This window comes from Pseudomonas sp. MPR-R2A5, from assembly GCF_058793055.1.
On record NZ_JBXAFK010000004.1, the window covers coordinates 144,066 to 167,537 of the forward strand.

At 54.8% G+C, this 23,472-nt stretch carries 24 protein-coding genes and 4 pseudogenes; 15 read left to right on the forward strand and 13 right to left on the reverse strand.

The genetic code is table 11. The features are described from left to right. Positions 1 to 13 precede the first annotated feature (13 nt). Positions 14 to 317 (reverse strand): annotated as a pseudogene (locus tag AC1Q6I_RS04660) (site-specific integrase); the annotation flags it as partial. Between the two features lie 918 nt (positions 318 to 1,235). Between AC1Q6I_RS04660 and AC1Q6I_RS04665 the strand changes: the two are divergent. From AC1Q6I_RS04665 to AC1Q6I_RS04695, 7 genes are all read left to right on the forward strand, one after another. Continuing rightward, the gene (locus tag AC1Q6I_RS04665) at positions 1,236 to 3,053 is read left to right on the forward strand and encodes a TnsB C-terminal domain-containing protein (protein ID WP_024075432.1); all 1,818 of its coding nucleotides are present in this window, start codon (positions 1,236 to 1,238) and stop codon (positions 3,051 to 3,053) included. Further along, on the forward strand, positions 3,050 to 3,910 hold the full coding sequence (locus AC1Q6I_RS04670) for a TniB family NTP-binding protein (protein ID WP_024075431.1): 861 nt from the start codon (positions 3,050 to 3,052) through the stop codon (positions 3,908 to 3,910). The genes AC1Q6I_RS04665 and AC1Q6I_RS04670 overlap by 4 nt, the downstream gene beginning before the upstream one ends. 1,462 nt (positions 3,911 to 5,372) lie before the next feature. Continuing rightward, entirely contained in the window at positions 5,373 to 5,531 is a 159-nt protein-coding gene (locus AC1Q6I_RS04675; protein ID WP_023628987.1) for a TonB-dependent receptor, read from the forward strand. A gap of 278 nt (positions 5,532 to 5,809) precedes the next feature. Next, complete coding sequence (locus AC1Q6I_RS04680; RefSeq protein ID WP_090515957.1) at positions 5,810 to 6,199, forward strand: PepSY-associated TM helix domain-containing protein; 390 nt, start codon at positions 5,810 to 5,812, stop codon at positions 6,197 to 6,199. Continuing rightward, complete coding sequence (locus AC1Q6I_RS04685; protein ID WP_196448528.1) at positions 6,186 to 6,326, forward strand: PepSY domain-containing protein; 141 nt, start codon at positions 6,186 to 6,188, stop codon at positions 6,324 to 6,326. Before AC1Q6I_RS04680 ends, AC1Q6I_RS04685 begins: the two co-directional genes overlap by 14 nt. An 11-nt stretch (positions 6,327 to 6,337) precedes the next feature. Further along, positions 6,338 to 7,168 carry a PepSY-associated TM helix domain-containing protein gene (locus AC1Q6I_RS04690; RefSeq protein ID WP_196448527.1) on the forward strand — a complete coding sequence of 277 codons (831 nt, stop codon included), beginning with the start codon at positions 6,338 to 6,340 and terminating at the stop codon, positions 7,166 to 7,168. A gap of 96 nt (positions 7,169 to 7,264) precedes the next feature. Further along, a complete protein-coding gene (locus AC1Q6I_RS04695; protein WP_024075430.1) occupies positions 7,265 to 7,582 on the forward strand; it encodes a DUF3325 family protein in 318 nt (105 codons plus the stop codon). Positions 7,583 to 8,479: 897 nt separating this feature from the next. Here AC1Q6I_RS04695 and AC1Q6I_RS04700 read toward each other — a convergent pair. Further along, positions 8,480 to 8,770, reverse strand: a complete 291-nt coding sequence (locus tag AC1Q6I_RS04700) for a helix-turn-helix domain-containing protein (RefSeq protein ID WP_023628984.1) — start codon at positions 8,768 to 8,770, stop codon at positions 8,480 to 8,482. Positions 8,771 to 8,852: 82 nt separating this feature from the next. Here AC1Q6I_RS04700 and AC1Q6I_RS04705 point away from each other — a divergent pair, with 82 nt between their 5' ends. The 4 genes from AC1Q6I_RS04705 to AC1Q6I_RS04720 all read left to right on the forward strand — a co-directional run bounded on the left by AC1Q6I_RS04705 (position 8,853) and on the right by AC1Q6I_RS04720 (position 11,843). After that, complete coding sequence (locus AC1Q6I_RS04705) at positions 8,853 to 9,290, forward strand: hypothetical protein (protein WP_023628983.1); 438 nt, start codon at positions 8,853 to 8,855, stop codon at positions 9,288 to 9,290. Positions 9,291 to 9,691: 401 nt separating this feature from the next. Beyond that, positions 9,692 to 9,892, forward strand: a complete 201-nt coding sequence (locus AC1Q6I_RS04710) for a hypothetical protein (protein ID WP_370694611.1) — start codon at positions 9,692 to 9,694, stop codon at positions 9,890 to 9,892. A gap of 240 nt (positions 9,893 to 10,132) precedes the next feature. After that, complete coding sequence (locus AC1Q6I_RS04715; RefSeq protein ID WP_023628980.1) at positions 10,133 to 11,377, forward strand: ATP-binding protein; 1,245 nt, start codon at positions 10,133 to 10,135, stop codon at positions 11,375 to 11,377. Positions 11,378 to 11,609: 232 nt separating this feature from the next. After that, positions 11,610 to 11,843 carry a hypothetical protein gene (locus AC1Q6I_RS04720; RefSeq protein WP_023048074.1) on the forward strand — a complete coding sequence of 78 codons (234 nt, stop codon included), beginning with the start codon at positions 11,610 to 11,612 and terminating at the stop codon, positions 11,841 to 11,843. Between the two features lie 329 nt (positions 11,844 to 12,172). Here AC1Q6I_RS04720 and AC1Q6I_RS04725 read toward each other — a convergent pair whose 3' ends face one another. Continuing rightward, the gene (locus tag AC1Q6I_RS04725; protein WP_028688847.1) at positions 12,173 to 13,291 is read right to left on the reverse strand and encodes a site-specific integrase; all 1,119 of its coding nucleotides are present in this window, start codon (positions 13,289 to 13,291) and stop codon (positions 12,173 to 12,175) included. A 117-nt stretch (positions 13,292 to 13,408) separates the two neighbouring features. On the opposite strand from AC1Q6I_RS04725, the gene AC1Q6I_RS04730 reads away from it, so the two are divergent. Then, positions 13,409 to 14,398, forward strand: coding sequence for a site-specific integrase (locus AC1Q6I_RS04730; protein WP_023628979.1), 990 nt, complete (start codon positions 13,409 to 13,411; stop codon positions 14,396 to 14,398). Positions 14,399 to 14,696: 298 nt separating this feature from the next. Here AC1Q6I_RS04730 and AC1Q6I_RS04735 read toward each other — a convergent pair whose 3' ends face one another. The 5 genes from AC1Q6I_RS04735 to AC1Q6I_RS04755 all read right to left on the reverse strand — a co-directional run bounded on the left by AC1Q6I_RS04735 (position 14,697) and on the right by AC1Q6I_RS04755 (position 18,179). After that, complete coding sequence (locus AC1Q6I_RS04735; RefSeq protein WP_071576115.1) at positions 14,697 to 14,981, reverse strand: LysR family transcriptional regulator; 285 nt, start codon at positions 14,979 to 14,981, stop codon at positions 14,697 to 14,699. A gap of 10 nt (positions 14,982 to 14,991) precedes the next feature. Then, positions 14,992 to 15,324: an ArsR/SmtB family transcription factor gene (locus AC1Q6I_RS04740; protein WP_223194054.1), complete on the reverse strand. Its 333-nt coding sequence runs from the start codon at positions 15,322 to 15,324 to the stop codon at positions 14,992 to 14,994. A gap of 9 nt (positions 15,325 to 15,333) precedes the next feature. Continuing rightward, on the reverse strand, positions 15,334 to 16,005 hold the full coding sequence (locus AC1Q6I_RS04745; RefSeq protein WP_023048077.1) for an alpha/beta hydrolase: 672 nt from the start codon (positions 16,003 to 16,005) through the stop codon (positions 15,334 to 15,336). Next, positions 16,002 to 16,817: a DODA-type extradiol aromatic ring-opening family dioxygenase gene (locus tag AC1Q6I_RS04750; RefSeq protein ID WP_023048078.1), complete on the reverse strand. Its 816-nt coding sequence runs from the start codon at positions 16,815 to 16,817 to the stop codon at positions 16,002 to 16,004. Before AC1Q6I_RS04750 ends, AC1Q6I_RS04745 begins: the two co-directional genes overlap by 4 nt. Positions 16,818 to 17,279: 462 nt before the next feature. Then, entirely contained in the window at positions 17,280 to 18,179 is a 900-nt protein-coding gene (locus tag AC1Q6I_RS04755) for a LysR family transcriptional regulator (RefSeq protein WP_023048079.1), read from the reverse strand. Positions 18,180 to 18,341: 162 nt separating this feature from the next. Here AC1Q6I_RS04755 and AC1Q6I_RS04760 point away from each other — a divergent pair, with 162 nt between their 5' ends. Next, entirely contained in the window at positions 18,342 to 18,698 is a 357-nt protein-coding gene (locus AC1Q6I_RS04760; RefSeq protein ID WP_023048080.1) for a putative quinol monooxygenase, read from the forward strand. Positions 18,699 to 18,792: 94 nt separating this feature from the next. Continuing rightward, entirely contained in the window at positions 18,793 to 19,587 is a 795-nt protein-coding gene (locus AC1Q6I_RS04765; protein WP_023628975.1) for an SDR family NAD(P)-dependent oxidoreductase, read from the forward strand. A gap of 308 nt (positions 19,588 to 19,895) precedes the next feature. Here AC1Q6I_RS04765 and AC1Q6I_RS04770 read toward each other — a convergent pair. The 3 genes and pseudogenes from AC1Q6I_RS04770 to AC1Q6I_RS04780 all read right to left on the reverse strand — a co-directional run. Next, positions 19,896 to 20,070, reverse strand: a pseudogene (locus AC1Q6I_RS04770) (transposase); the annotation flags it as partial. A 291-nt stretch (positions 20,071 to 20,361) separates the two neighbouring features. Then, complete coding sequence (locus AC1Q6I_RS04775; RefSeq protein ID WP_023048084.1) at positions 20,362 to 20,766, reverse strand: DoxX family protein; 405 nt, start codon at positions 20,764 to 20,766, stop codon at positions 20,362 to 20,364. 83 nt (positions 20,767 to 20,849) lie between these two features. Further along, positions 20,850 to 21,494 (reverse strand): annotated as a pseudogene (locus tag AC1Q6I_RS04780) (NADPH-dependent F420 reductase); the annotation flags it as partial. Between the two features lie 88 nt (positions 21,495 to 21,582). On the opposite strand from AC1Q6I_RS04780, the gene AC1Q6I_RS04785 reads away from it, so the two are divergent. Beyond that, on the forward strand, positions 21,583 to 22,527 hold the full coding sequence (locus AC1Q6I_RS04785; protein WP_023048086.1) for a LysR family transcriptional regulator: 945 nt from the start codon (positions 21,583 to 21,585) through the stop codon (positions 22,525 to 22,527). A 39-nt stretch (positions 22,528 to 22,566) separates the two neighbouring features. Here AC1Q6I_RS04785 and AC1Q6I_RS04790 read toward each other — a convergent pair whose 3' ends face one another. Continuing rightward, the gene (locus AC1Q6I_RS04790; protein WP_023048087.1) at positions 22,567 to 22,764 is read right to left on the reverse strand and encodes a tautomerase family protein; all 198 of its coding nucleotides are present in this window, start codon (positions 22,762 to 22,764) and stop codon (positions 22,567 to 22,569) included. 233 nt (positions 22,765 to 22,997) lie between these two features. Further along, positions 22,998 to 23,453 (reverse strand): annotated as a pseudogene (locus AC1Q6I_RS04795) (IS5 family transposase); the annotation flags it as partial. Positions 23,454 to 23,472 lie beyond the last annotated feature (19 nt).

Sequence of the window (23,472 nt, forward strand, 5' to 3'; positions counted from 1 at the left end):
GAGCTAAAGACATTTACCCACGATCGCGTAAACCTAAGCGCTTAATTGAGTGTGCACGTTCCTGATCGTGTGAGTGGTAGTACGTGTTCTGGGTAGTGCTGAGATTGCTATGACGCAGATCGACCTGTAGATCTTTGGCGTTACGCAAGGGCGCGTCGAACGTCGCAGATGTATGGCGCAGCCAGTGCAGAGAAGCGACCTTTAAGCTTTCCATCTCGTGAACCGCACGCCCCTCGATGCGCATACTTTCAAGAGCCTTGTCGAAGACAACCTGGAGGAGGGCGCGTACCTGTCGAATCCGACAGACCAGAACGTCCTTAAAAATTCGTTTTAGTCTCATAATTCCGTTCCCCGTCGTTGGCACGGCTAAATATCGTGAAAACCTCACACTCCCGCCAATGCCCGGAATTTCTGGGTGGCGGGTAGCCAGGAGTGTAAGTCCACTGGTGATATCTCACGATTTCGTGCCGGGAAGCCAAAACCATAGCTCTAGGATGGGTCTAGTGCAGAGCAGTTCTCAGCCCAGTTTTTCCAAAAAATATTTTAGGAAAACTCGCGTCAGGCTTGGTCTTCAGCAATCCGAGCGGTGGATTGGCGCGGAATTCTTCCTATGCCGCCAGAGCGTTCGGGCCCAGAAGTGTCTCGTCAAACCTTCACCAAAAGCGCTGCGGGTTATGTCTCAAGATTTCTTTAAAATATGGTTAACTGATTGATATTATTGATTTTTATATTAGTTGCGCAAACGTGGATACGCGACGTTGTCTCACGATCGGTTGATAGACTCTGAGCTAGTAATAAAATGATGGAATAGGCTGAAACTCTCGCAAATAAAGGCTTACACGCCAACTTCTGGCTACACGGTAGTCTCATAATTACGTTGCAACAGTTGGTGAGGCCTACGCTACATTTTTCGTAATGCCCAGTAAAATCAATCTGTTAAGCGCTTTTCGAAGTAACGTCTCTTTATTTCGCGATTGCCTCAAAAAGCATCGTGTCCGATTAGCCTGGTGTGATGCCCGATCAAAAAAAAGAATATCATTTATCTCTAATAATCAATCACATACCTTGATTAACTTTTAAAAAATAGACTGACGCGGCAGAAAAGCTAGCAATAGTCTATTTTTTGAACGTGACGTCGTATCGTGTTCGGCAGCCAATTTCGATCGTTGATAGAGACTGATGTAAGTCGCCGCTCGGCAGACTTCGCCTAGATTAGCGTTGTGGAGAGTACATCCATGGCAAATCAGCTAACCCCTGGGGAACTCATTGTCGCCAAGGGAAAAGTTGCGAAAGTCAAACAGGTATTTAGTGACAAAACGATAAGGGTAACAATTGTCGACTCTGGTGAAGTAATACTGGTGTCGGCGCGCGACATTCAGCGAATCCCTAGTGTTACGGCAATTAATGGTAGTGATCATGGGGAGGGTTTGAATGTCAATGATTACACCGTTGATCAACTTTCATTGGCAGCTGAGCGTTTTGAAATTATCAGAAAGTGGAAGGTTGAGGGAGGGGTAGTCACTAAGTACTGTTCTTTACTGGGTGTATCAAAGAGTTACTTCTATCGTTTGGCTAAAATTTTTGACGCTGACGTAGGCCCACTATCTTTAATTGCGCAGACACGGGGTGTCAAGAAAGGCGTTACGAGACTGGATGAGTCGGTTGAGGTCATAATTTTCAAGGCTGCTAAAAAATTCAAGTCGAAAGGAGCCAGCTACAGCAAAGTGTGGAGCGAGGTGGATGTTGCATGTAAGGAGCAAGGTTTTTCATGCCCTTCCAAAGATACGGTATTGAGGCGTGTACGCTTAATCCTCTCAGAAAAAACAAGAATGAGAATTAAAGAAGGTCCTGATGCCGCGACGCAAGAATTTTCAGCTCGCCCGGGTAAAAAAAATCTTGAAAGGCCGCTGCAATGGGTACAGATGGATCACACCCTCGTCGATATAATTCTGTTGGCTGATGATCGCATAAATATTATTGGACGCCCGTGGCTGACAATTGTAATTGATGTCTATACCAGGGTTATTCTTGGTTACTATCTTAGCCTTTACGTCCCGTCTACTGTTTCAGTGGCTTGCGCTCTTAGTCATTCTGTCCTTCCTAAAGTAAACTTTTCGGCAAGTGTTGGCTTGGATCCAGAAGACTACCCCTACTATGGAAAGCCTGAAGTCCTTCATATGGACAATGCCGCAGAGTTCACCAGCCCAAAATTTAAAGTAGGGTGTGAATCTTTTGGGATTTCCCCCGAATACCGACCTGTAGGAAGAAAACATTTTGGCGGTCATGTTGAACGGCTGATAGGCACGTTCATGACTACTAAGGTGCATTTCTTGCCGGGGACTACAATGTCAAATTCTGTTGCGCGCAGAGGACTTAACAGCGAAAGAAATGCAACCATGACCTTCTCTGATTTTTTTCGCTGGTTCTCTCGCGAAGTAGTTGTCTATCACTCAACAGTTCATAGCGCATTAAAGTGTAGCCCGCGACAAGCGTGGACAAACTATTTCGCGCCCAACGGAGGGCTTCCTTACCCCCCGGCAGGCTTGAATTCCGAGCAATTAAAGATTTGGTTCATGCCTCAAGAAGACCGAAAAATTAATCCTGGTGGCATTAATTTGCATGGCCAAGTTTATTGGGATCCTATATTGGGGTCTCATGTGGGGACTAGAAATGTCATAGTCAAATATGACCCGTACGATATGAATGTTGTATGGGTGAAATTGGATGGCCAATTTTGCCCAATACACCTGTCTGACGTAACCGTTGAGGCTCCTACCTATGAGGAATATCGTGCCGGCAAGCTCTATCGTCACCCAGTCCGCATCGGAGCCATAGATAGTGATGGCGGGTTAAAAGCCTACAGAGGGAAGCAAAAAATTGAAGAGGAAAGTAAAAAGTTAACGCAGAAGGAAAGACGCCGAGAGGCCGCTGAAAAAGTCTATACTGAGGCAAATCCAAATCCTAGAAGTAGTAGCTTTAACGCTGACAGGGAACATATCAAGCCAAATTATTCAGCCTCTCCAAAAAAATTTCGACCTGGGGATGAGTCATGAGTGATGAGCACGTCCGGTCGGACATCAGAAAATATTTGTCTTCTAATATTGATACGCGAATAGCCTTAATTCATCAAGAAATATGGGTGAACAATAACTCTAGTGCAGCTGTTTTTCGCATGATGAATAATATCGCGGATGTACCAGATCGTATGAGTGCGCCTGCTTTGCTTGTGGTTGGCCCAGGTGGCTCTGGAAAGACGGCTATAATATCTAAGATTCCAAACCATGTAAAAAGGAGTGCAGGGTTGATTTTTGTCTCCTTGGCTGCATCCCCAGAAATAGATACCAAAAAAAGCCTTAAAGATGAGATAGCTTTAGCGCTCGGAATACCAGTTGGCTCTGGCTCAAGTCGCCGAAGTAGCTCTGACCTGCCAAGCGAGATTAGAGAGGTTATTAGGCTGAGGCAAATTTGGGGGCTGGTGATCGACGAGTTTCATGATGCACTGCTACGCTCGAAGCAAGAGCAGCGTTTTAACATGTCTATTCTTAAAAAGCTGCTCGGCCCTGAATATGGATTGAAACTATTTTGCTTTGGCACTGCTAGTGCGCGCAACGCACTTAAATCCAATTATGAATTTAAGAGACGTTTTCACGAAGTTGCTCTTGATGACTGGATAGAGAGTGAGGAGTTCAGGTCATTCCTCTTGGAGGTAGAGGAGTCCCTACCGCTAAAACAGCCATCACATTTGTACTCTGAGGAGATGGTAGGCACTATTTTATCTATGTCGAATGGGCGCATGGACAAAACACTCGAATTGATAAGGGCGGCTGCCTGTTATGCCATAAAAATGGGGGGGGAGAAGGTGGATGTTGATATGCTGCGGCGAGCAAACAAGAATCCTTGGGGCTATTAGTAGTGAGTTTCTCTGGCTTGCCAACACCAAGTTCTGAAGAAACACTTTCATCTTGGTTGTTTCGATGCAGCATTAATCCAAACGCCGCTGGCTTCCCTCGATTATCATCAACAGAACGCCCAGCGTATTGGTGGGAGGGTGTGGAGATCAAATATTCGGACCCAGACTCAGAATTCTTATCCGCCAGCCAGCGATTAAGTTGTGTAGCCGGGGACATTACCCCTGAACTATTACGAAATTTTTTTTGCCTTCGAGGCGATAAATTAGTCGAATGGAGGTATCGCCGTTTTTTTTGCCCTGATTGCTTACGCGATGATGTGGCGAATGGTCGTTTGCCTATATGGCGGAAGGACTGGTGTTACATTTATTCTTGTGTCTGCGCTGCCCATGATCGAGAGTTGGTGAGACTAGTTGATACACCGCGTTACTCAAGGGCATGGGATGCGTTTGTCCAAAGCTGCAATTCGATATCAAACAATGCCTCCATAGAGGAAACTCTATTCTTTCGTTTTTGCTCAAGTACCTTCACAAAGATTGAGCATGCTCTGATCAGTAGAGACAATCAACAACCTACATTGCACGATTTATTTTATAGGCTATTCAATATTTTCCTTCAATGTCCCTTTCGTGGTAGTAGAGGCGGAATCGCTAGAATCCACTTGCAAACGAGGAAAGATGCACGAGCACCCGACGCAAGCTCTTTTGAGCAGAGTATATTATTGGGGGCGTCCACGGCCGATCCATCAAGTAGATTTGGTAGTTTGGTCTTAACCGCATCACTACTGGAGATTATCCCCTACTCAAGGTTTTTGATATTTACTAAACTGTGTGAGAAAAGAAGGGGCGGGATGCTGATCCCAAGAGACCTGCATAAGGCAGCGATTTTTCCATATATCAACAGGGCAGGCTATGAAACCTTGTACCGTTTTTTAGGGGGTTTCCCTAGGAAAGATTTTCCGTTGCTAGATCGCCATCTTCAACTTCAAGAACATTCGTATGTTCAAGATGGTGTCCTTGGCAAGCGTCTATTCGGATACTCACAATGAGCTATTAAATGCGCATGCCTATCGTTGCCGGCTGGCTGCAAGGAGAAAAACTCCACATGCTAGATGCACGCAGGGCTTTTAACATTTAATTTCCTGCTAGTTAATGTAAGGATTATGCCGAGATTAAGGAAAATCAGGACATAAGACCTGTATATTATTGATATAAAGCAGTTTATATATTTGCGCCTTGCCCCTCCTGCGTCATACCTGCGAGCGTCTATGCTGATCTTTTTGCATGCTTGGGTGCTAAGCGATGGCTGCTTTGGAGAGAACGGCATACCCACGACTCCGCAGCTATTCGTTTCCTCAGAAGAGCTTGGCTGGATTTCCAGAACAGCGCAATCCTGCTCTTTCGCTTGGGCTGACGGTTCAGTTCAAGGTATTTCAATGACACCGGCGAGAGCGAGGCGACGACCTTGTTTGATGCAGCCTTCAATTACCAGATTGCCAAGGACACGGATCTGGCGGTCAATGTCAGTAATCTTTTGGATGAGCAGCATGTCGTGGGCTCCGGAACTGCGGATTACTACAATCCGGGCCGAGAACTCACCGCCAAGCTGAGCTACAGCTGGTGAGCCTGTCAGTAATGGCTCCTGTTGTGGTGGTATCTCGTGTTCTGGCCGCGATCTTCGGCTGCTATGCATTCGTCTAGGGCGTGGCGGCGCTGAATGGGGTTGGGGTCGATTACCATGCCGCCGAGCAGGCGATGATGATGCTGGCCTTCGTCCTGTATCTCGCGCTGTTTCCGCAGCCAGTCTGTGGCGGGTCTCGATGGTACTGGCGCTCGGCAGCGTCTTGATGCTGGCTGTTGCCTGGCAGCTGCAGCGCATGATCATCGGATAGGAGCAGAGCCATGCTGAACAACTTTCGCCAATCCATGGCCTGGGTACACACCTGGTTCGGTTTGGTGCTGGGCTTCGTGCTGATGGTCGTCTTCTTTTTCGGTGCACTGTCGGTGTTCGACCGCGAGATCGATCGTTGGGCGATCCCCGATACGCGCTTCGAGCCGCAGCCTATGCCGTCCTACAACAACCTGCTGAAACAGGTATTTGCCGATCTCAAACCGCATCCGGTGGATATGGCGGCAACCAAAGGGCGGGTAATCGGCGACCTGCCGGCGCCGGAAACCATGCCCATGGTCTCGCTCTATGCCTACACCACCCACCGAGATCCCGTGCTGAGCATTGGTGGCGAGTTTGGTATCCCCAACCAGCCAAAGGACCCAGCGGATGATCAATCGTAAGATCTTCAAGGAGTTTTTCACCTTCCGTCCGCGCAAGCGGACCCAGCGCAGCGCGCTGGACCTGCATAACATGACTGGCGTGGTGGCGTTGCCGTTCCACTTCTTTTTTGCCTTCACCGGTTGGTGATCTTCGCGTCGATGTACTACTTCCCGGTCTCCGGGACCTTGCTCAAACCGCTGCATAATCGGCATGAGGTGATCGAGGCGGCGCATACCGGCTTGCCCCATGATGAGGCCGGTGTGCCCGCGAAGATGGCCTCCGCCAATGCCATGGTGGCCGAGGCCAAGCGCATCTGGGCTACGCGCGATATGCCGGGAGAGGTCGGGCTGCTGACTATCGAGCATCTAAATGACGCCAACGGCTACGTCAGCATCTACCGCGCCGGCAGTGATCGTGTGGCGCTGGTCGGGGAGGGCATTCACTTCAAGGCCAGTACCGGCGAGCTACTGCGCAACGACCCGCCGAGTGACCCGGTTGGTTCCGTCAATCAATTTCTCACCGGCTTGCACCTGCAGCACTTCGAACACTGGGCGCTGCGCTGGCTGTACGTGGCGGGCGGTCTGCTCGGCTGTGTGTGCATCGCCAGCGGTTTTGTGTTCTTCGTCGAGATACGCAAGCAGGAGCACGCCCGACTCGGGCTGCAGGGCTGTCGGTTGGTTGACGCCATGGCAGTCACCACGGTTACCGGCATGCTGCTGGCAGCGGTCGCCATGCTGGCGGCCAACCGGCTGCTGCCTGAGCCCATGCCTGGCCGTGGCGAATGGGAAAAGTGGGTGTTCTGGGGTGCCTGGCTGCTGAGTTTGCTGCATGCGCTGTTGCGTAGTGCACCAGTGGCCCAGGCGCGGCACAATCCGGCCTGGCGCTGCTCTGCGTCGCTGCGGTGCTGCTCAACTGGATCACCACGGGGGACCACCTGGTCAAAAGGATGCTGCTTGAACCCTACTGGGCCGTGGCCGGCGTCGATCTGAGCCTGTTGGCCTGCGCGCTGATAGCGCTACTCACCGCGCGTCGTCTGGCAAGGCCGGTTGAGGTCGCGGACCGGACTCGCATCGGTGGGGTGGCCTATGAGTAATGCAGGTCTGTGGTTGCTGGGTGCCGCCGCCAGCATGGGCTTGGCGACCAGTTGGTTGGCGTTGTCCCTGCCGGCGCACTGGCGCCAGGTGTTCAGCGCCGACGAGGTTGCGCCGGACTATCTACGCAGCCTGGGCTGGCTGGCGCTGATGGTATCGGCTGTGTGCTGCTTCAAGGCTGACCATCCGTCGATGGCGGTGCTGGTCTGGCTCACCCTGTTGCCGGTCGCCGCCGTAGCAACGGCCATAACGCTGAGCTACCGGCTGGGGCTGCTGCGCCTGTTTTGCCCGTTATTTCTGCGCACTCGATAAGAGTGCGCGGCTTCTGTATCTGCAACATTGTGGTTGATCCGATCGTACTGCTCACCTCAAACCGGGCGAGCTTGTTCACACTGGATACGCCGACCATCCCATGTCACCTCGTTGTGGGATGCTTGCAGGATCGAGCGACGCGAACTCTTACCAACGTATTTGCGCTCTAGCGTCGGCAACAGTTGGCTGACCTCGGTTCGTTTCCGGCTAACACCCGCCCCCAACGTTTAAAGGCGCTAGACGCGATGCAGGTCGAGCCGAACGACATTCTGGCAGGAACTGTGTTGAAGTCGCAATCCGGGTTGTACCGTCCGCTTCTGGCCGTTTGCGGAAGCTAGAGGTATTTAGCCCGACAGTAGGATCACTGTTACGGTGAAAAGTGTTCGTAGGCGTCAGAGCGTCCCTTGGGCAGATCTGCCTGCTGGAGCACCCGCCGCAATCGGGAAAGAATGTTCCGTTCAATACCCTGTTCCCTGCGGCAAAATGGCCGACATCACACCTTACCATTCAGAACGGCGGTACCGAACACTTCCCATATCAAGAGCAGATGGTCGGCGTGTCGCTATCTCAGGCGCCCTCGAAGGGTTAGACATCGCATGTGCACAGGCCCTCCGGAACAGCATGGAACGCCTGCCGAAGGTCCCTTGGGGAGTAGCCTTGCCGGATCAGTGGAGGCGTGACTCTTCAAGGCTTGCGTCACGCTAAGCACGTGTCATCGATGTTTGTTGCGATGGGCGAGGTCTATCACTCGAATTCATGCAGTGGCTATTCGCGACTGAATTCATGCTCGCTGTTGATTGCGAGCAAGAAAGCCCGCGCGCCGGGCAGCAGAGCAACTGGCGACGTTGCGATCAAATGCTTTTTGGGATCGGTTGCCGATTCGATTCCATGTCGAACCTACTCAAGTCTCAGGCAACCCTTCAAGCTCGTGATTTCTCGATGGATTTTTTTCAGTAAGTCTTCGGGTTTTAGTTCGGGTGTTTGCCTTTGATAAGCCAGGAACAGAAGCGTTAGGGGATGAATGCCAATGATCTCAGCAATCTGCTCAACCTTTTCAATCGATGGTTTCCATTTGCCGCGCTCGATCGCACTGATATAGCTCTGACTAGGCCCAAGCCCTTCCTGAGGCATATCCTTCGAAATACGTAGATTCCTGATCACCAAACCAAGCGCTTCATTCAGTTCCATTTGCTGTCTCGCAAAAGGAACGATGAAGCCTTTTTAGTGCTTCTGGAGCTATGCTATATACAGCTTAAAAGAGGGTGTGCTGATGTTTATTACGTACAAGCGCGCTGAAATCATGTATCCAGCGCTGTTTGGAGACGACTCCCAGATGTGGCGATTCGTCGAGCTCGATGATCATCGCCCTTGGTTTTACGTGATGATTAACCGCCGCCAGAAGGCAGCCGCATGGAGGACGATGCTCTTGATTCCAACGGAGGATGAGTTCGAGCAGATGCTAGTGAAACGCGCTGAAGGAACACTGATTGAGGCAGTTCAGGTGGTGTTGCCATCGCGGCTGAATGGATCCGGTAATTGGACGATGGAGATGCTCATAGAGCTCGTTAGGGTCTATGATCAGGACGAGCGAGTCATGGGTTACGACTTTAAGACGGCCTCGGGCCATACCTACTCTCAAAGAGACTGCCGCCACACCTTGGCTGCAGCAAAGCAACAAATTTACTGCTCTTCGATGCGTCTTGTTTGAAGGAGGGGTCGCTGACTGGAGCAAGCCTTGAAGGAGTGCTAAAGACGCCCACGTCAGCGCCATGGCATCAGTGGCGCGCATCGCGCACATGCAATTTGCTAGTTCGTCCAGAACGGATAGCTTGGATCGTCTGTCGCCGATCAGCACTGCCCCAAGTGCGGTCTTATCTGCGCCGCAAATGCTGCACAAAATGGCGTCCGCCATTAACTCGATCTGCCGACCGTACAACAGGCCATGCCGAAAGGTACGCATGGCGAGATAGGGCGGGATCCGGGCTCATTGTGGTCCGCCTGTGCCAGGCGTTGGCGACGCCTGACCGTACAGGCGGTTACCGGAGTGATGCTGGCGGGTCGCAGGCTCGCTGCAGCAAGCTGATTCACTGGACCCAAAGGAGCCTCTCAATGAAAATCACAGCGGCGGAACAGTTCGAATGCGTCAGTGACGTCCTTTGTGATGTTTGCGGCGATAGTACGCGTGTTGAAGGATATGGGTTGCAATTTGGGACCCTTCAGGGCAGTTGGGGATTCGGCTCGGTTCATGATGGTGAGCGTTATGAGGTCCATCTCTGCGAACCCTTTTTTTCAGAACAATGGCCGACCTGAAGAGCGCGCGGATGGTGAATACCATGTTCATCGACGTCGACGAAGACTTAGGCAATTTCGGACGGGTCGCTCGCGATGATTTTTTTCAATGACGGAGGCAGCTTGGCTTGATAGGTAACTCCAGCTGGACCAACATTTGCCGAGTCTCGGGTATGCAGGTGATGGCGGGGTGAAAAGCTTGGATTTAGCTGTTTATCGGCCCATTCCCGCTGTTCGCTATTCCTATTAACGCGGGTGCATATGGACCCCGTCTGCAATCCGTACTCCCCTGGCGCTGGTACGCCTCCACCTGAGCTGGCAGGTCGCGATCAACTGCGCGAGCGGGTCCGTCAGTCGATCGGGGGAATTCGCGTGGGCCGACCTGCCAAAAGCGTAATCCTGGTTGGGGTGCGGGGTGTCGGCAAAACAGTACTGTTGAACCAGATGCTGCGAGATGCCGAAGCCTCGGGCAATCTCGCCGTCTACGTTGAGTCATCCGAGTATCGCTCTCTGCCAGCGATACTCGCGCCACAGCTCCGTCTCGCCTTGCTGCGGCTGAGCTGTATCGTACCTGCCAAGAACGCAGCGATAACTGGACTGCGAGCCTTAGCCGGTTTTGCCAAGGCTTTGGAGCCGAAGTTCAGCGATCTCAAGGTCGGTATTGACTACGAAGCCGAGGCAGCTCTGGCGGGCAAAGGTGATCTCGAGGAGGAATTTACAACCCTGCTGACTAAACTCGGTGAAGCCGCCAAAGCAGCTCACACCGTCCTTGTTATTTTCGTGGATGAGCTGCAAAACGTAGCAGAAGAACAGCTCGCCGCGCTTATCGCAGCGCTGCATCGCGTCTCGCGATTGATCTTGCCGGTTGCCCTCGTCGGTGCAGGCCTCCCACAACTCCGACACCCTGCTGGACATGTGAAAAACCACGCGAAGCGCCTCTTCGACTACCTAGAGGTCGGTTCGCTGGAGCCACACCAGACGCGTCTGGCCTTTGTAAAACCAGCGGAGGCCGAGGGCGTGACTGTAGACTCAGAAGCGGCCGACATGGTTGCTCACCTCACACGCGGCTACCCTTATTTCATTCAAGAGTGGGGCAGTCATGTCTGGGACGCAGGGCAGAATAACCACATCACGCTTGCAGACGTCCAGAAGGCGTCCGGGCACGTTATTGCTGCTCTGGACGAAGGTTTTTTTAGGGTAAGACTCGACCGAATGACCGTGGCAGAACACATTTATTTGCGCGCCATGGCTTCGCTTGGGGAGGGGCCTCATCGTTCGGGCGACATTGCGGCATCCCTGGGCCGTACAAGCCGATCTCTCACCTCAATTCGCAACTCCCTGATTAGCAAAGGGATGATCTGGTCGCCGCCCCACAACGGCGCCGCTTTTACCGCGCCGCTGTTCGATCTGTACATGTGCCGGATCATGCCCGGTGACAGCTGGCGGTCTAGCCTTCCAAGGGCTGACGGCATTTTTTGTCCACCTGAAGAGGGCTCAGATGCTTAGAAGCGAATGCACTCATCTTGCTACGGCTACGATGGTTTGTTCACATCAAGGCTGCTGTCACATCGACTCGAATTTGCACGTACGCTGTGGAGTGCTGAGCGGCTAAGTCGAGGCTTCACTGTGTGCGTCAAAAATGGGATCGACTTACCTGTGATCGGGGCGTAGGGTCGCTCATGGATATCTTTTCTACGGGCAGCATCGACATCAGGCTGGCAGGAGCAGAGAACAGAGCATGAGCGAACTCAGTGATGATGAAATAGACCGACTAGAGGCAATGATTCCTAAGCTGGCCGCCGTCGCCACTAATGCTGCGTATCTGCGTGCGGTTGCCGCAGGGCATTCACTGATAATGGCGAAGGATGGCGTGCTCGTACAAATTCATCCTGACGGTTCGGAAAAAAAGCTTCGCGACTTGTGCAGCAAGCACAGGGTCGAGTCTGGTAAGACTTTCAGTGTGGGTATTTGAAGCGCACCTGCCGACCAGGCGTATTCATAAGGCGAGCGCAGGCCACAGCGACTGGTAAGCACTTGACTATCTTGCCCCTGCGACGGAGCCTTCGCTGTCTAGCGCAGGGCCGCCAGCTGTTTGCTTAACTACCCGAGTAGACGAAGCATGCTGAGATGCTGGCTGCTTGGGCGTCGCCATGCGGTCATGTATTGGTTACACCCGGAGTTGCGAGTGCCCAGCTGGGGTTGCGCATCAATTCCGCTACCGTGCAATGGACTCATAACCAGGAGCTCCACCTCTCAATAGGACACGCGTGCGCGGCATTTTCCGACGCGGTGCGTCGACCGCTAGTCAGGCTGGTTGGTTGGGCCTGATGGGGCGGGCAGGGGTTGAAGCAACATCGAGGCGCGGCTGCTCAGCAGCACTCCGGCTTGGAAGTAGCCCATAACGGTTTCGACACTGCGATGTTCAGTCATGGCCATCACTTCACCCAATGGGGCCCCCTGGCGACCCGCTTCCGTTACAAAGCCCGAGCGTAAGCTGTGCGCGGCCCAGTCGCCGTCGAGGCCAGCCAATTTGGCGCGGCGCTGAACGATCCGTGCTACCTGATCAGACGATAGTCCGAACGGGCTGACTTTGCCGCCCTTGTAGAGGCGCCGAAAAAGCGGACCGGTATCGGCGGGCGCGGCGATGAGCCAAGCCGTCAACGCGTGTGCAGCGCGACCCAGCAGAGGTTTTTCGCGACGGGATCCCGTGGTGTCTGTTTTGGTGACGCCCAGCGTATAGAGCCAAGTGTCTTCATCCAGTTTGCGCACATCGTCGACCTGCAGGCCGGTCACCTCGGATCGACGACGCCCGCCGCCACTCCACGCCATCAGGAGGAGGGCGCTATCACGAGTACCGCGAATGCCATCCGTACAGGTCGCCAACATGGCCTCCAGAGCCTCCACCACAGCTGCCGTCTTTTTGCGGACAACTACCCCCTGGCGCGCCTGGGCTTTTCGCGCATCTCGCAGCAGCGTTTTCACTGCCAGTGCTTCAGTTGGGCTTTCCCAGTTGTTGAAGCGATGCCACCTGCCCAGTGCCGAAAGCCGATGACATACCGTGTTGTAGCTCAGAGGTCCCGGCTTTGCCTTCACACGTGCCGCGACTAACGCGGCATCGATGGTCGGCGGTAGCAGATAGGTCCATGCACCATTTGCCAGTGGGCGCGCCAGGTGATCCACCACGAACTGAATGACTACAGTCGACTGTACAGGCGCATCGCCCATCGCAACGCCGTAGCGCAGGTGCAGCCAAGCCGACCAGTAGGCGAGGGCGCTGCGATAGCTCCGTACCGTGTTTTCGGCGGTGCCGCTGGCAACAAAGCCTGCGGCCGCCTCCTGAGCCTTCAACGCCAATCTACTGGGGTCTAGGGTGGGCTCGTCGATCAACGGCATCTGATCAGTAATATATGATACGTCCAACGTATTATATTTCCACTATCCAATAAATAAGGTCGGATAATCTTTAATTATCCAAGGTGAGGCGATTTTTTCGTCGTTTGGCAGTCGCTCACCAGTACATCAAGGGGATGTGCGTCGATGAGCCACGAGATCGAGCGGTACCTGCAGGCCGGTACCCGCCCCAACACCCGGCGCAGCTACCGGCAAGCGCTCGAGCACTTCGAGGTCGCCTGGGGCGGCTTTCTGCCGGCGACCAGCGATGCCATCGTGCGTTACTTGGTCGATCACGCCGCCACGTTGTCCAGCAACACCCTCAAGCTGCGCCTGGCGGCCTTGGCGCAGTGGCATGTCAGCCAGGGCTTCCCGGATCCGACCAAGACCCCGCTGGTTCGTCAGATCCTCAAGGGCATTCGTACCTTGCACCCGAAGCCGGAGAAGCAGGCCGAACCGCTGCAGCTGCGCGAACTGGAGCAGTGCGTGGCGTGGCTGGAGCGGGCGGGCGAGAAAGCACTGGACGAGGGCGACCTGCCGCAGCTGTTGCGCTGCTGGCGTAATCGCGCATTGCTGCTGATCGGCTTCTGGCGCGCCTTTCGCAGCGACGAACTGTGCCGCCTGCAGGTCGAGCACATCCAGGTACGGCCGGGGGAGGGCATGCAGCTGTTCCTGCCGTGGAGCAAGGGCGACCGTGACAACCAGGGACAGACCTACAGTGCGCCGGCGCTGGCCCGCCTCTGCCCGGTGCAGGCCTACAACGACTGGATCTGTGTCGCCGGCATCGCCCGCGGTCCGGTGTTCCGCGGCATTGACCGCTGGGGTCACCTGCGCGAGCAGGGCCTGCACCCGCACAGCGTCATCCCGCTGCTGCGGGCGGTACTGAAAGCGGCCGGATTGCCCGCCGAGTTGTATAGCAGCCACTCCCTACGCCGTGGCTTTGCCACCTGGGCCACGCGCAGTGGCTGGGACCAGAAGGCGTTGATGGGCTATGTCGGTTGGCGCGATGCCAAGTCGGTACTGCTCTATGTGGACAGCACCGGCTTTTTCCCCGGGCAACTGCGGCCGATGGTGCCAGGCCTGGAGGCGGAGGCTTTGTCGAGTTTGCCTCGTCCAATTGCACTGCCGGGCAGTTGACCGCCTCAAGCCATTCAGCACTTCCGGTGATGGCTGCTTTGTTTCCGCGGAGCAATTACACCCAATGCTGGGCTTTGGCCTTGATGTGGCTGGTGTTATTGATACGTATCGAAAGGGCGACGGTAAACCATGAGAGTTCGCCATCAGATGATTGCTCAATTACAGACAGGAATGTTCAGCTTGCGTCGGCATAACATGATGCCACCAGCGACATAGACTCCAGTCATCTGTCAGTCCACCTGACACCGCCAGTCATGAGAGGTTAGAGCAGGCCAATAGTGCTCTGCTGCAAAGAGGATTATCTAAAGTTCGATGCTAGTGTGGCTGTAATCAGTCTCATCGCTGGACATAATTCAGAAGCAATTTTTTTCGCTTTCGGTGTTGCCACAATACCCCTGCCCGAACGAGTAAAGAGCGGATCATTAAATTTGTCACGTAGCTTGACCAGCGAATTGCTTACGGCTGGCTGTGTTACGCCAAGACTCTTGGCTGCTAACGTTATACTTTGTTCCTTGTAAATACACATAAAAACCACCAATAAATTGAGATCGATGGATGCAAATGTGTCCTCGCGAATAGTCATGGCAGAGCTCTCAAATCCCCTTTACAGCATCGCTTTCAATGTTTTCACCAGCATTTCGATGGTGTATTCGCAGCGTTTGAAAAAAATGGATCGGGCCGAGCTTTTGGCAAGTAATCAATCCTGTGCGATGCAGCGTGCGCAAGTGATCGGACACGGTCGATTGGGCCAACTTGCACTTGCGCTCAATCTGGCCGGCACACACACCGAGCAGGAATGCATGTTCCTGCTGCGGAAAGTGTTTCTCTGGGTCACGGAGCCACTCAAGGATCAACCGGCGCTGGGGGCTGGCTAACGCTTTAAGAAGTAGATCCACTTCCGTAAGTTTACTGCGGGAGTTCACCATCAAGGTCGCTCAGGCGATGTTCAATACAGGCTTCAGCCACTGAATGAAATCTTCCACTTCTTCATTGGTGATTTCGTGGCCCATGTCGTACAGGTATGTTTCATGATGCACGTTCAGTTGGTGCAACCAGGCATCCGCTTTTTGTGCCCAAGACACGGGGAGCTTGTTATCACCATAGCCATGAGCAATAAACGCCGATAGCGAACTCAATGCTTGAGCGCTGGCAATGTGTGGTGCCAGCTCAGGGAGAATTCTGCCGCTGAACAAGCCAAAGCCTAGCACGCAATGAGGGGCGCTAAGCCCGACGCTTGCACTGAGAATACCGCCCTGGCTAAAGCCAGCTATCACTGTAGGCATTTGTGGTAAGGCAGTTACAAGCTCCACTAGTTTCTGGCGGCTGGTTTCCGCTTGCTCTTCAACGATCACCGGGCCTTCGTTGGTGAAATTTACCTGAAACCAGGCAAAGCCCTCAGCTGCGATTTGCAGGCGGCTGCGTACCAGCAATATTTCAATTCCTTCTGGGATAAAGCCGGAAAGGCCTGCCAGATTGGTTTCATTACCGCCTACACCATGCAATAGCAGGAGACGTGCACGAGGGGCAGCAGCACGGATTACCCGACGATAGACAAGGCCGGATTGCGGTTCTTGCTGCAGTTCTGAAATGGCTAGTGGCAGGTTCATGCTTGAGTAATCTCCTGAGTGGCGGTTGGGCTTTTGAACAGGTAGCTGTCCATAGCCAGTACGCCGTCGGCGACACCGCCCTCTAGCACATCCACGGCGTAGTGCTCGCCTGCGGCACCGAGCGCCAGAAATAGCGGCAACAAATGTTCTTCACTGGGGTGCGCACGCTCGGCCTCCGGGGCATTGCGGCGGTAGGCGAGCAGCGCTGGCAGGTCACCGGCTTGCAGGGCGTCACGGATCCAGTCGGAAAAACGCGCTACGTACTCAGCCGGGTCGCCGTAGTTGCTACGGAACTCATAAAGGTTATGGGTCAGACTGCCGGAGCCAATGATCAGCACGCCCTGATCGCGCAGCGGCTTGAGTGCCTGGCCAAGCTGCCAGGCACCCAATGGATTGAGCGGGTGGGGCATGGACACTTGGACCACCGGGATATCCGCAGTGGGCAATAGGTGCAGCAACGGCACCCAGGCGCCGTGGTCCAGGCCTCGATTCGATTCGGTAGTTGCGGCAATCCCATTGCGGGAAAGCAGGTTGCAGATTTGCTCGGCCAATGCAGGATTGCCGGTTGCAGGGTATTGCAGGCGATACAGTGCTTGCGGAAAGCCTCCGAAGTCGTGAATGGTTTCCGGCGCCTTGCTGCTGCCTACACGCACGCTCCCACGGGTCATCCAGTGAGGAGAGACGATTACGATGGCGCTAGGCCGTGGCAGCGCTCGGCCTAGCTCAGCCAGGCGTGCCCCGGCCTGGCCGGGTTCGATGGCAAAGGTTGGTGCTCCGTGGGACACGAACAACACTGGATAGGCCAGACTCATGGTTGAAATCCTGCTTAGATATTGGGGCCGCAGCAGCAAGAGGTGGACTGATCGGCGTTGCAAAGCGTGTGCGCCGCTCACTGACCTGCCTACCCACAGCGCACTGATTGGCTGGGGATGGCTCAAAGTTTATAGATTCGATTTTGGAGATAAACTCAGATATTGGTGAATAACTATCTCGAAAACCGGGATAATTGGCGGTCACTTGTCGACTCTTCAGGCCGCTGCCAGCCGGAGCGCTGAGCTACACATCAAGGTGCCAATATTGCCCCCTGCGCCTGGCCAGAACGCAGGTTGGTGAGTAGATCCCTGGTCGGCGGGCTCTAGTATTTGGGGGCTCCCTGGCTTTGTTACAGATCAGTCCGCGCTCATCGCTATGGCTGCTGAGTGGCACCCTGAGTTAATGGGGCTGGCGTTGATCAACCCCGCGCCAAGGTCGCGCAGTAGCTGTCCGTTCTGCCGTTAGCTGTGGCCATACAGCTTCAATAACTCGTCGACCAGGTAACGAATTTTGGGCCGCAGATGATTGCTCTTCGACCATAGTGCGTGGACCTCGACAGGCGCCGGTTCAAAGGGCTCGAGTACCGTAACAACAACCTGCTGGGCGATGTCCTTTTCAAATAGACAGAGCGGCATCTGGCAAATACCGAGGCCGGCTCGCGTGGCTTCAATCATCGCTTCGGCATCGTCAAACTGATAGGTCGGTGGTGGCGAGAACTTCAAGGATTGCCCGGCCTGGGCCATTTTCCAGGGCATTAGGCTGCCGCGGCGATAGCCGACGATGCTGCGGTGCTGGCCCATGTCCTCGAGCGTCAACGGCGTACCATATTCTTCCAGATAACCCGGCGCTGCACAGGTTACCCAGCGGTGTGACGTCAGGCGTCTGGCCACCAGGCCGGGGACGTTGTCGACGCTGCCAAAACGAATGGCCAGGTCGATACCTTCTTCCGTCAGGTCCACCAGTTGGTCGCTAAAGGTCAAGGTCAGTTGCAACTGCGGGAAGCGTTTGCTCATCTCCAGTAGCACCGGCAGTACCACCTGTTTACCGAACGCGACCGGCATGTCCACCCGCAAGCGCCCTGTGGGCACGCCTAACTTGTTGCCGAGGTTGCTCTCGGTGGCCTTGATCTCCTCCAGCGCATTGGACCACACGGTGAAGTAGGCCTCGCCATCCGGAGACAGGGACAAGCGGCGGGTCGAGCGATAAAACAGGCTGGTACCCACCCGTGCCTCCAGCCGTGCAATCGCCTTACCTACGGCCGACTTGGACAGCCCCAGGCGCTCGGCTGCCTCTGTGAAGGTCGCAGAGCGGGCGGTGGCGAGAAAAATATGGATGCCGCTGAAGGAATCTTCGGAGGTCATTGCCGTTTTCCTAGGCGCAAGAGTTGGTAGCAAATTACGCTACCTATCTGTGATTTCAAGGTTGTTTATCAGCTTGCTGCTCTACCTTAGCATGGCTGCTGACTCAGCAACCCTCTGCATCTATCGCATGGGGTTGGTCATTTACTTCTGTGAGGACGCCCCATGAAAGACGAAGTCATCAGCATTTTTACCCTAAGCCTGGCTCCGGAAGACTTCCCTGAATTTAAAACGCTGGTTGCCAAGATTGTCGCCGCTACGAGCGAAGAGCCTGGCACCTTGATGTACGAATACAGCGTCAACGAGGCTCGCACTGAGGTGCACATTATCGAGCGTTACCGTGCCGATGCTGTCGTTAACCATATTGAAGAAACCTTCGCGCCGTTCGGCGAAAAGTTTCTCGAGCTGGTGAAAATCACCAGCCTGCTAGTTTATGGCAACCCAGACGCGCCGACGCGCAAGCACCTGGATGCCTTTGGCGCGGTGTACATGAATCCGTTTGATGGGTTTACCCGGACCTGACACCGCCAGTCAGTAGCCGGCGGACAAGACCGCTGACTATTCAGCAACCGATCTAACCTGCCGGGTACTACCTGGCGCTAGAGGGTCAATACGCATGCACATCAATCTTGCCGGCAAGACCGCTTTGGTTACTGCCTCCACAGGCGGCATCGGCTTCGCCATTGCCCATGGCCTGGCGCTCACCGGCGCTATCGTGATCATCAACGGGCGGAGTGACAGCTCGGTCGAAAAAGCCCTGGCACGTTTGAGCGAAGCGGTACCGCAGGCCACCTTCAGCGGAGTCGCGGCTGATCTGGGCAATGCCGACGGCGTTGGCGTTCTTACAGCTGCGCTTCCCACCATCGACATTCTGGTCAACAACGCCGGCATCTATGGTTTGGCCGATTTCTTCGAGGCCGATGACGACTGCTGGGAAGACTATTGGCAAACTAACGTAATGTCCGGTGTTCGCCTGAGCCGCGCGTTGGTTCCAGCCATGGTCCAACGAGGTTGGGGTAGGGTGGTGTTTATCTCCTCGGAGTCAGCCCGAAATATCCCGGCCGATATGGTTCATTACGGCGTAACCAAGACGGCGCAACTGGCGTTGTCGCGTGGCTTGGCCAAACGTGTGGCCGGCAGCGGCGTAACCGTTAACAGCGTGCTGCCAGGCCCGACACTGTCTGATGGCTTGGCTGAGCTGCTCAAAGGAGAGTCTGCCCGCTCCGGCAAATCCTTGGAGGCCGTCGCTGCCGAATTCGTCATGACCCACCGTCCCACCTCGTTGATTCAACGTGCGGCCACGGTCGATGAGGTCGCCAATATGGTCGTCTATATCTGCTCCACCCAGGCGTCAGCCACCAGCGGCGCTGCGCTGCGGGTCGATGGCGGCGTGGTGGACGATATCCTCTGAACCCTTGACTACCTGGCACGTGTGTTCCGCACGGGTGACCTGAAGGTCACCGGCGCGCACGCTGTCAGTGAGTGAGCAGATCTCCAATCGATTCCGCTGCCAGTTGATACGAACGGCAACGCGCCGTCGGGTCGTAGATGCGCGCATCAATCATCAGTTCGTCTACGCCGGTGGTAGCACTAAACAACCACCGACTGAAGTCGGTGGGTTAGTGAATTACGGATTGAAAGTCCGGATACGCGTCGGCTGAACGACGCGTCGCATTAGTCCGGCTCCATCTTGAAATTATCGTTCGGGCTCGGCTCTGGCATCAAGTGACCCTCCACGATCCGGCACTCACGCTGCCTCGCCAACTCATGTAGCACCTCCCCCCAGGTGCTTGCGGATCGCTCCGAAGATCGCCTTCTTACGCCTCTTCGGGATGAATACAACGTGGTACTTACAGTCCCACTTCGTGTGAGCAAGGCTTTGGTAATCTCTCATTGGGTACCCCTATCTCTTGGTCGAGATAGAAGGTTCCTGATGACCGCATCACACGGTCAACCTCAAGGAGTCCCTCGGCTAAGCCGGGGGATTACCTTGTTTATTTAAGACTTGAAAGCCAAGCGGATAGATCGTCCAACTGCCTCGATATCCCATGCCCACTCGACCCTTTCATGTGCTGCGTACGCCGGACCGGGGCATGACACCAAGGCTGAAAAGCTTTCTGGATTTTACCCTTGCCAAGTTTGGCGAGAACCCGGCAAAGGCAACCTGGCCGAAAGCAGCGAGCGGTTAGTTACGTGCTGAACGTTTCAAGGCGAAGGCTCCGTCATCCAGCAGCGCCAAGGCCAGTGCAGTGAATGCCAGAAAGACCGGGTATTCCCAGCCACCATTGGCGTTGGTGAAGCTCCAGCCATTACCGAAGTGCACGCTTGCTGCCACCAGCAGTTGCACGGTGGCTAGGGCCGCTACCCAGCGAGCGAGTACACCAAGGATCAGGAACAGGCCGCCGACCACTTCAAAGGCAATGACCGGATAGGCAAGAAAGCCGGAGAAGCCAACGGACTCAAAGAAACCTGCTGTGCCGGCCGGGGTGAACACCAGCAGCTTGGTCAGGCCATGAGCGAGAAACATCACGCCAAGGATTAGGCGTAGTACCAGGGCGGCATAGGGGAGGGTGCGGCTAGCGGCGGTCATGGGTGTTTTCCAATACGGGGAGTGTGGGTTGCCCGGGGCCACAGCTGTTTCGGCCGTGGCGCCAGGCATTGGGTAAGTGGGAATTAACGATTGAGCCAGACCGGCGCGATCTGCGTGCCGAGCCCTGCGCCATAGCCGAGGTAGATGTTCAACCCGGCCAACGCTTCCAGATAACGCGCGTTTACCAAACCGCCGGCATCCACGGTTTTCCAACCCAGGCTTTGCGCAAGAGCAACGGCGGTTTGTTTGGCTCGTGCGCTATCGCTGGCCAGGAACACGCTGCCTTGCTGCTCGTTGGCAAATGTGGGACCGCTGGCCAGCACTTGGGCGAACAGGGTGTTGAAGCCCTTGACCAGCTCCACACCTGGCAGCGCCTTGGCGATTTCCTCCGCTGCACTGGTGCTGTGGCCGATGGTCAGACCCATGTAGTCGGCTGTCAGCGGGTTGGTGATGTCGATGACCACTTTGCCTTCGAGACTGCCCAGACTTTTCAGCGCGGTTAAGGCGTCCTGGTAAGCAGTGGCGACGATCACCACTTCGTTCTGGCCAAGGGCCTGATCAGCGGCGAATGCTTCGACGTTTTGATGCTGCGCGGCGAGGGCGTGCGCCTTGTCCAGATCACGGCCGGTGATACGAACATGGTGTCCAAACTGGGACAACTGTTGAGCGAAAGCCGAGCCCATGTTGCCGGTACCGATAAGGGTAATGTTCATGTCTTTTGCCTCGTGCTGTGTGTGATGGGATCCAGTTTAAAGATTCGATTTACGAGATAAACATGATTTAATGTGACTTATAGTTCCGATAAGTGAGGCAATAATGGATCGCGCGTTGGAGATGCAGGTGTTTTGCGCCGTGGTCGACAAGGGCAGCTTTGTCGGTGCCGTCGATGCGCTGGAAATGTCCAAGGCCGCCGTTTCCAGGCATGTAAATGCGCTGGAGGAACGCCTGGGCGTACGCCTGCTGCAACGCACCACGCGACGCTTATCACTGACCGAAGAAGGACGGGTTTTCTACCAGCAAGCGCGGGAAGTGCTGGCGTTGATGGGGGAGGCGGAAAGCGCTGTTTCTTCGGGCAACCATGAGCCTGCCGGCGTGCTGCGGGTCAATGCGCCGGTGAGTTTTGGTGTGTTGCACCTGGCGCCGCTGTGGACTGCCTTTTTGGAGCAAAACCCGAAGATTGAGCTGGATATCAGCCTGAACGATCGCCAGGTCGATTTGGTGGAGGAGGGGTATGACGTCGCGGTGCGCATCGCCCGGTTGGAAAGCTCTTCACTGGTGGGGCGCCGGTTTGCCAGCACGCGGATGCGCCTGTGTGCAGCCCCGAGCTACATCAAAAGCCATGCACCAGTAGAAGTGCCGCAAGACCTGGCCGAGCACCGGGTGATTGCCTATAGCAACTTTTCCAGTGGGAACGAATGGAGTTTTACCGGGCCCGATGGCGAGCATAAGGTCAACACGCGTTCGGTCATTCGCTGCAATAACGGTGATACATGCCGATCTATTGCGTTGACTGCTGGCGGCATTTTGCTGCAGCCAAGCTTTATGGTAAGTGAGGATCTTCGGCGGGGTGATCTGGTGGAGTTGCTACCGGAGTATCGCTCGGTAGAACTGGGTATTTATGCCGTCTACCCAACCCGCAAACACCTGGCATCCAAGGTGCGGGCATTTATCAATTTTCTGGTCGAACAGTTTGAGCAGGTCGACTGGGAGTCCGGCTACCCAGCACAAAAGAGCCAAGCCCGGGCTGCAAAGAAGATGTAACACTCCTTGCAGCCCACTGGCCATTAACGCCGAATGACCTTAGGTCTTCTTCGGATCGTCGCCGAACAGCTTGCCTGCACCGGCCCAATCCGATGGCGCCACGTCTTCAAAAATGACGTAGATGTAATTGGCATCGGTACCGGTGTTTTTCACGATGCTCTGGGTGATTTCTGCAGCGACAGCTTCCTTCGCGGCGTGGTCTTTTCCTTCGAACCAGCTGACTCGTACAACGGGCATGGAGTGATCCTCTATTCAGGTTGGGTTTAGCGCGATTAGGGCTAACCATGCGGTCAGTCCGGGCTCAGCCAATCAATGCAGCAGAGCAGTCGAGAGAGAATAGGAGAGATACAGAAGGCGATAAACACGCTGTAAATCGCCTATATGTAGAAATTATTTCTCCAATCAGCCCGCCATTTACCGGCGCACCGGCGATCAACAGTTGCTAAGTACCGCTAGGGGCTGTTGCCATTTCACATGGGTAGCCATAGGAAGGCACAGGCCATGGCCACCACGCTCTCGTAATTTCTCTTGAGCTTGTCGAATCGAGATGCCACCGCCCGGTAATGCTTCAGCCGGGCAAAGGCGTTTTCCACCAGGTGCCGATTGCGGTAAAGACCTCTGTCCAGATCCGCGTTGCCTTTCACGGAGTTACGCTTTCTCGGGATCACGGCCTTGGCCCCTTGTAGCTCAACCTGCTCCCGGATTCTCTCGCTGTCATAGCCCTTATCCGCGACGATGGTTTCTGCCGCCGGGAGCTTGGAAATCAACGCGGGTGCCTGAGTGCAGTCATTGATTTGGCCACCTGTGATTTCAAACTCGATGGGCAAGCCGTGGGCGTCCACCGCCAGGTGAATCTTGCTGGTATTGCCAGCTCGACTTTTCCCTATAGCCTCATCGTTGCCGCTGGCAGCGCCTGCACTGTGCTGTGCGACCTACTGTGGCGTA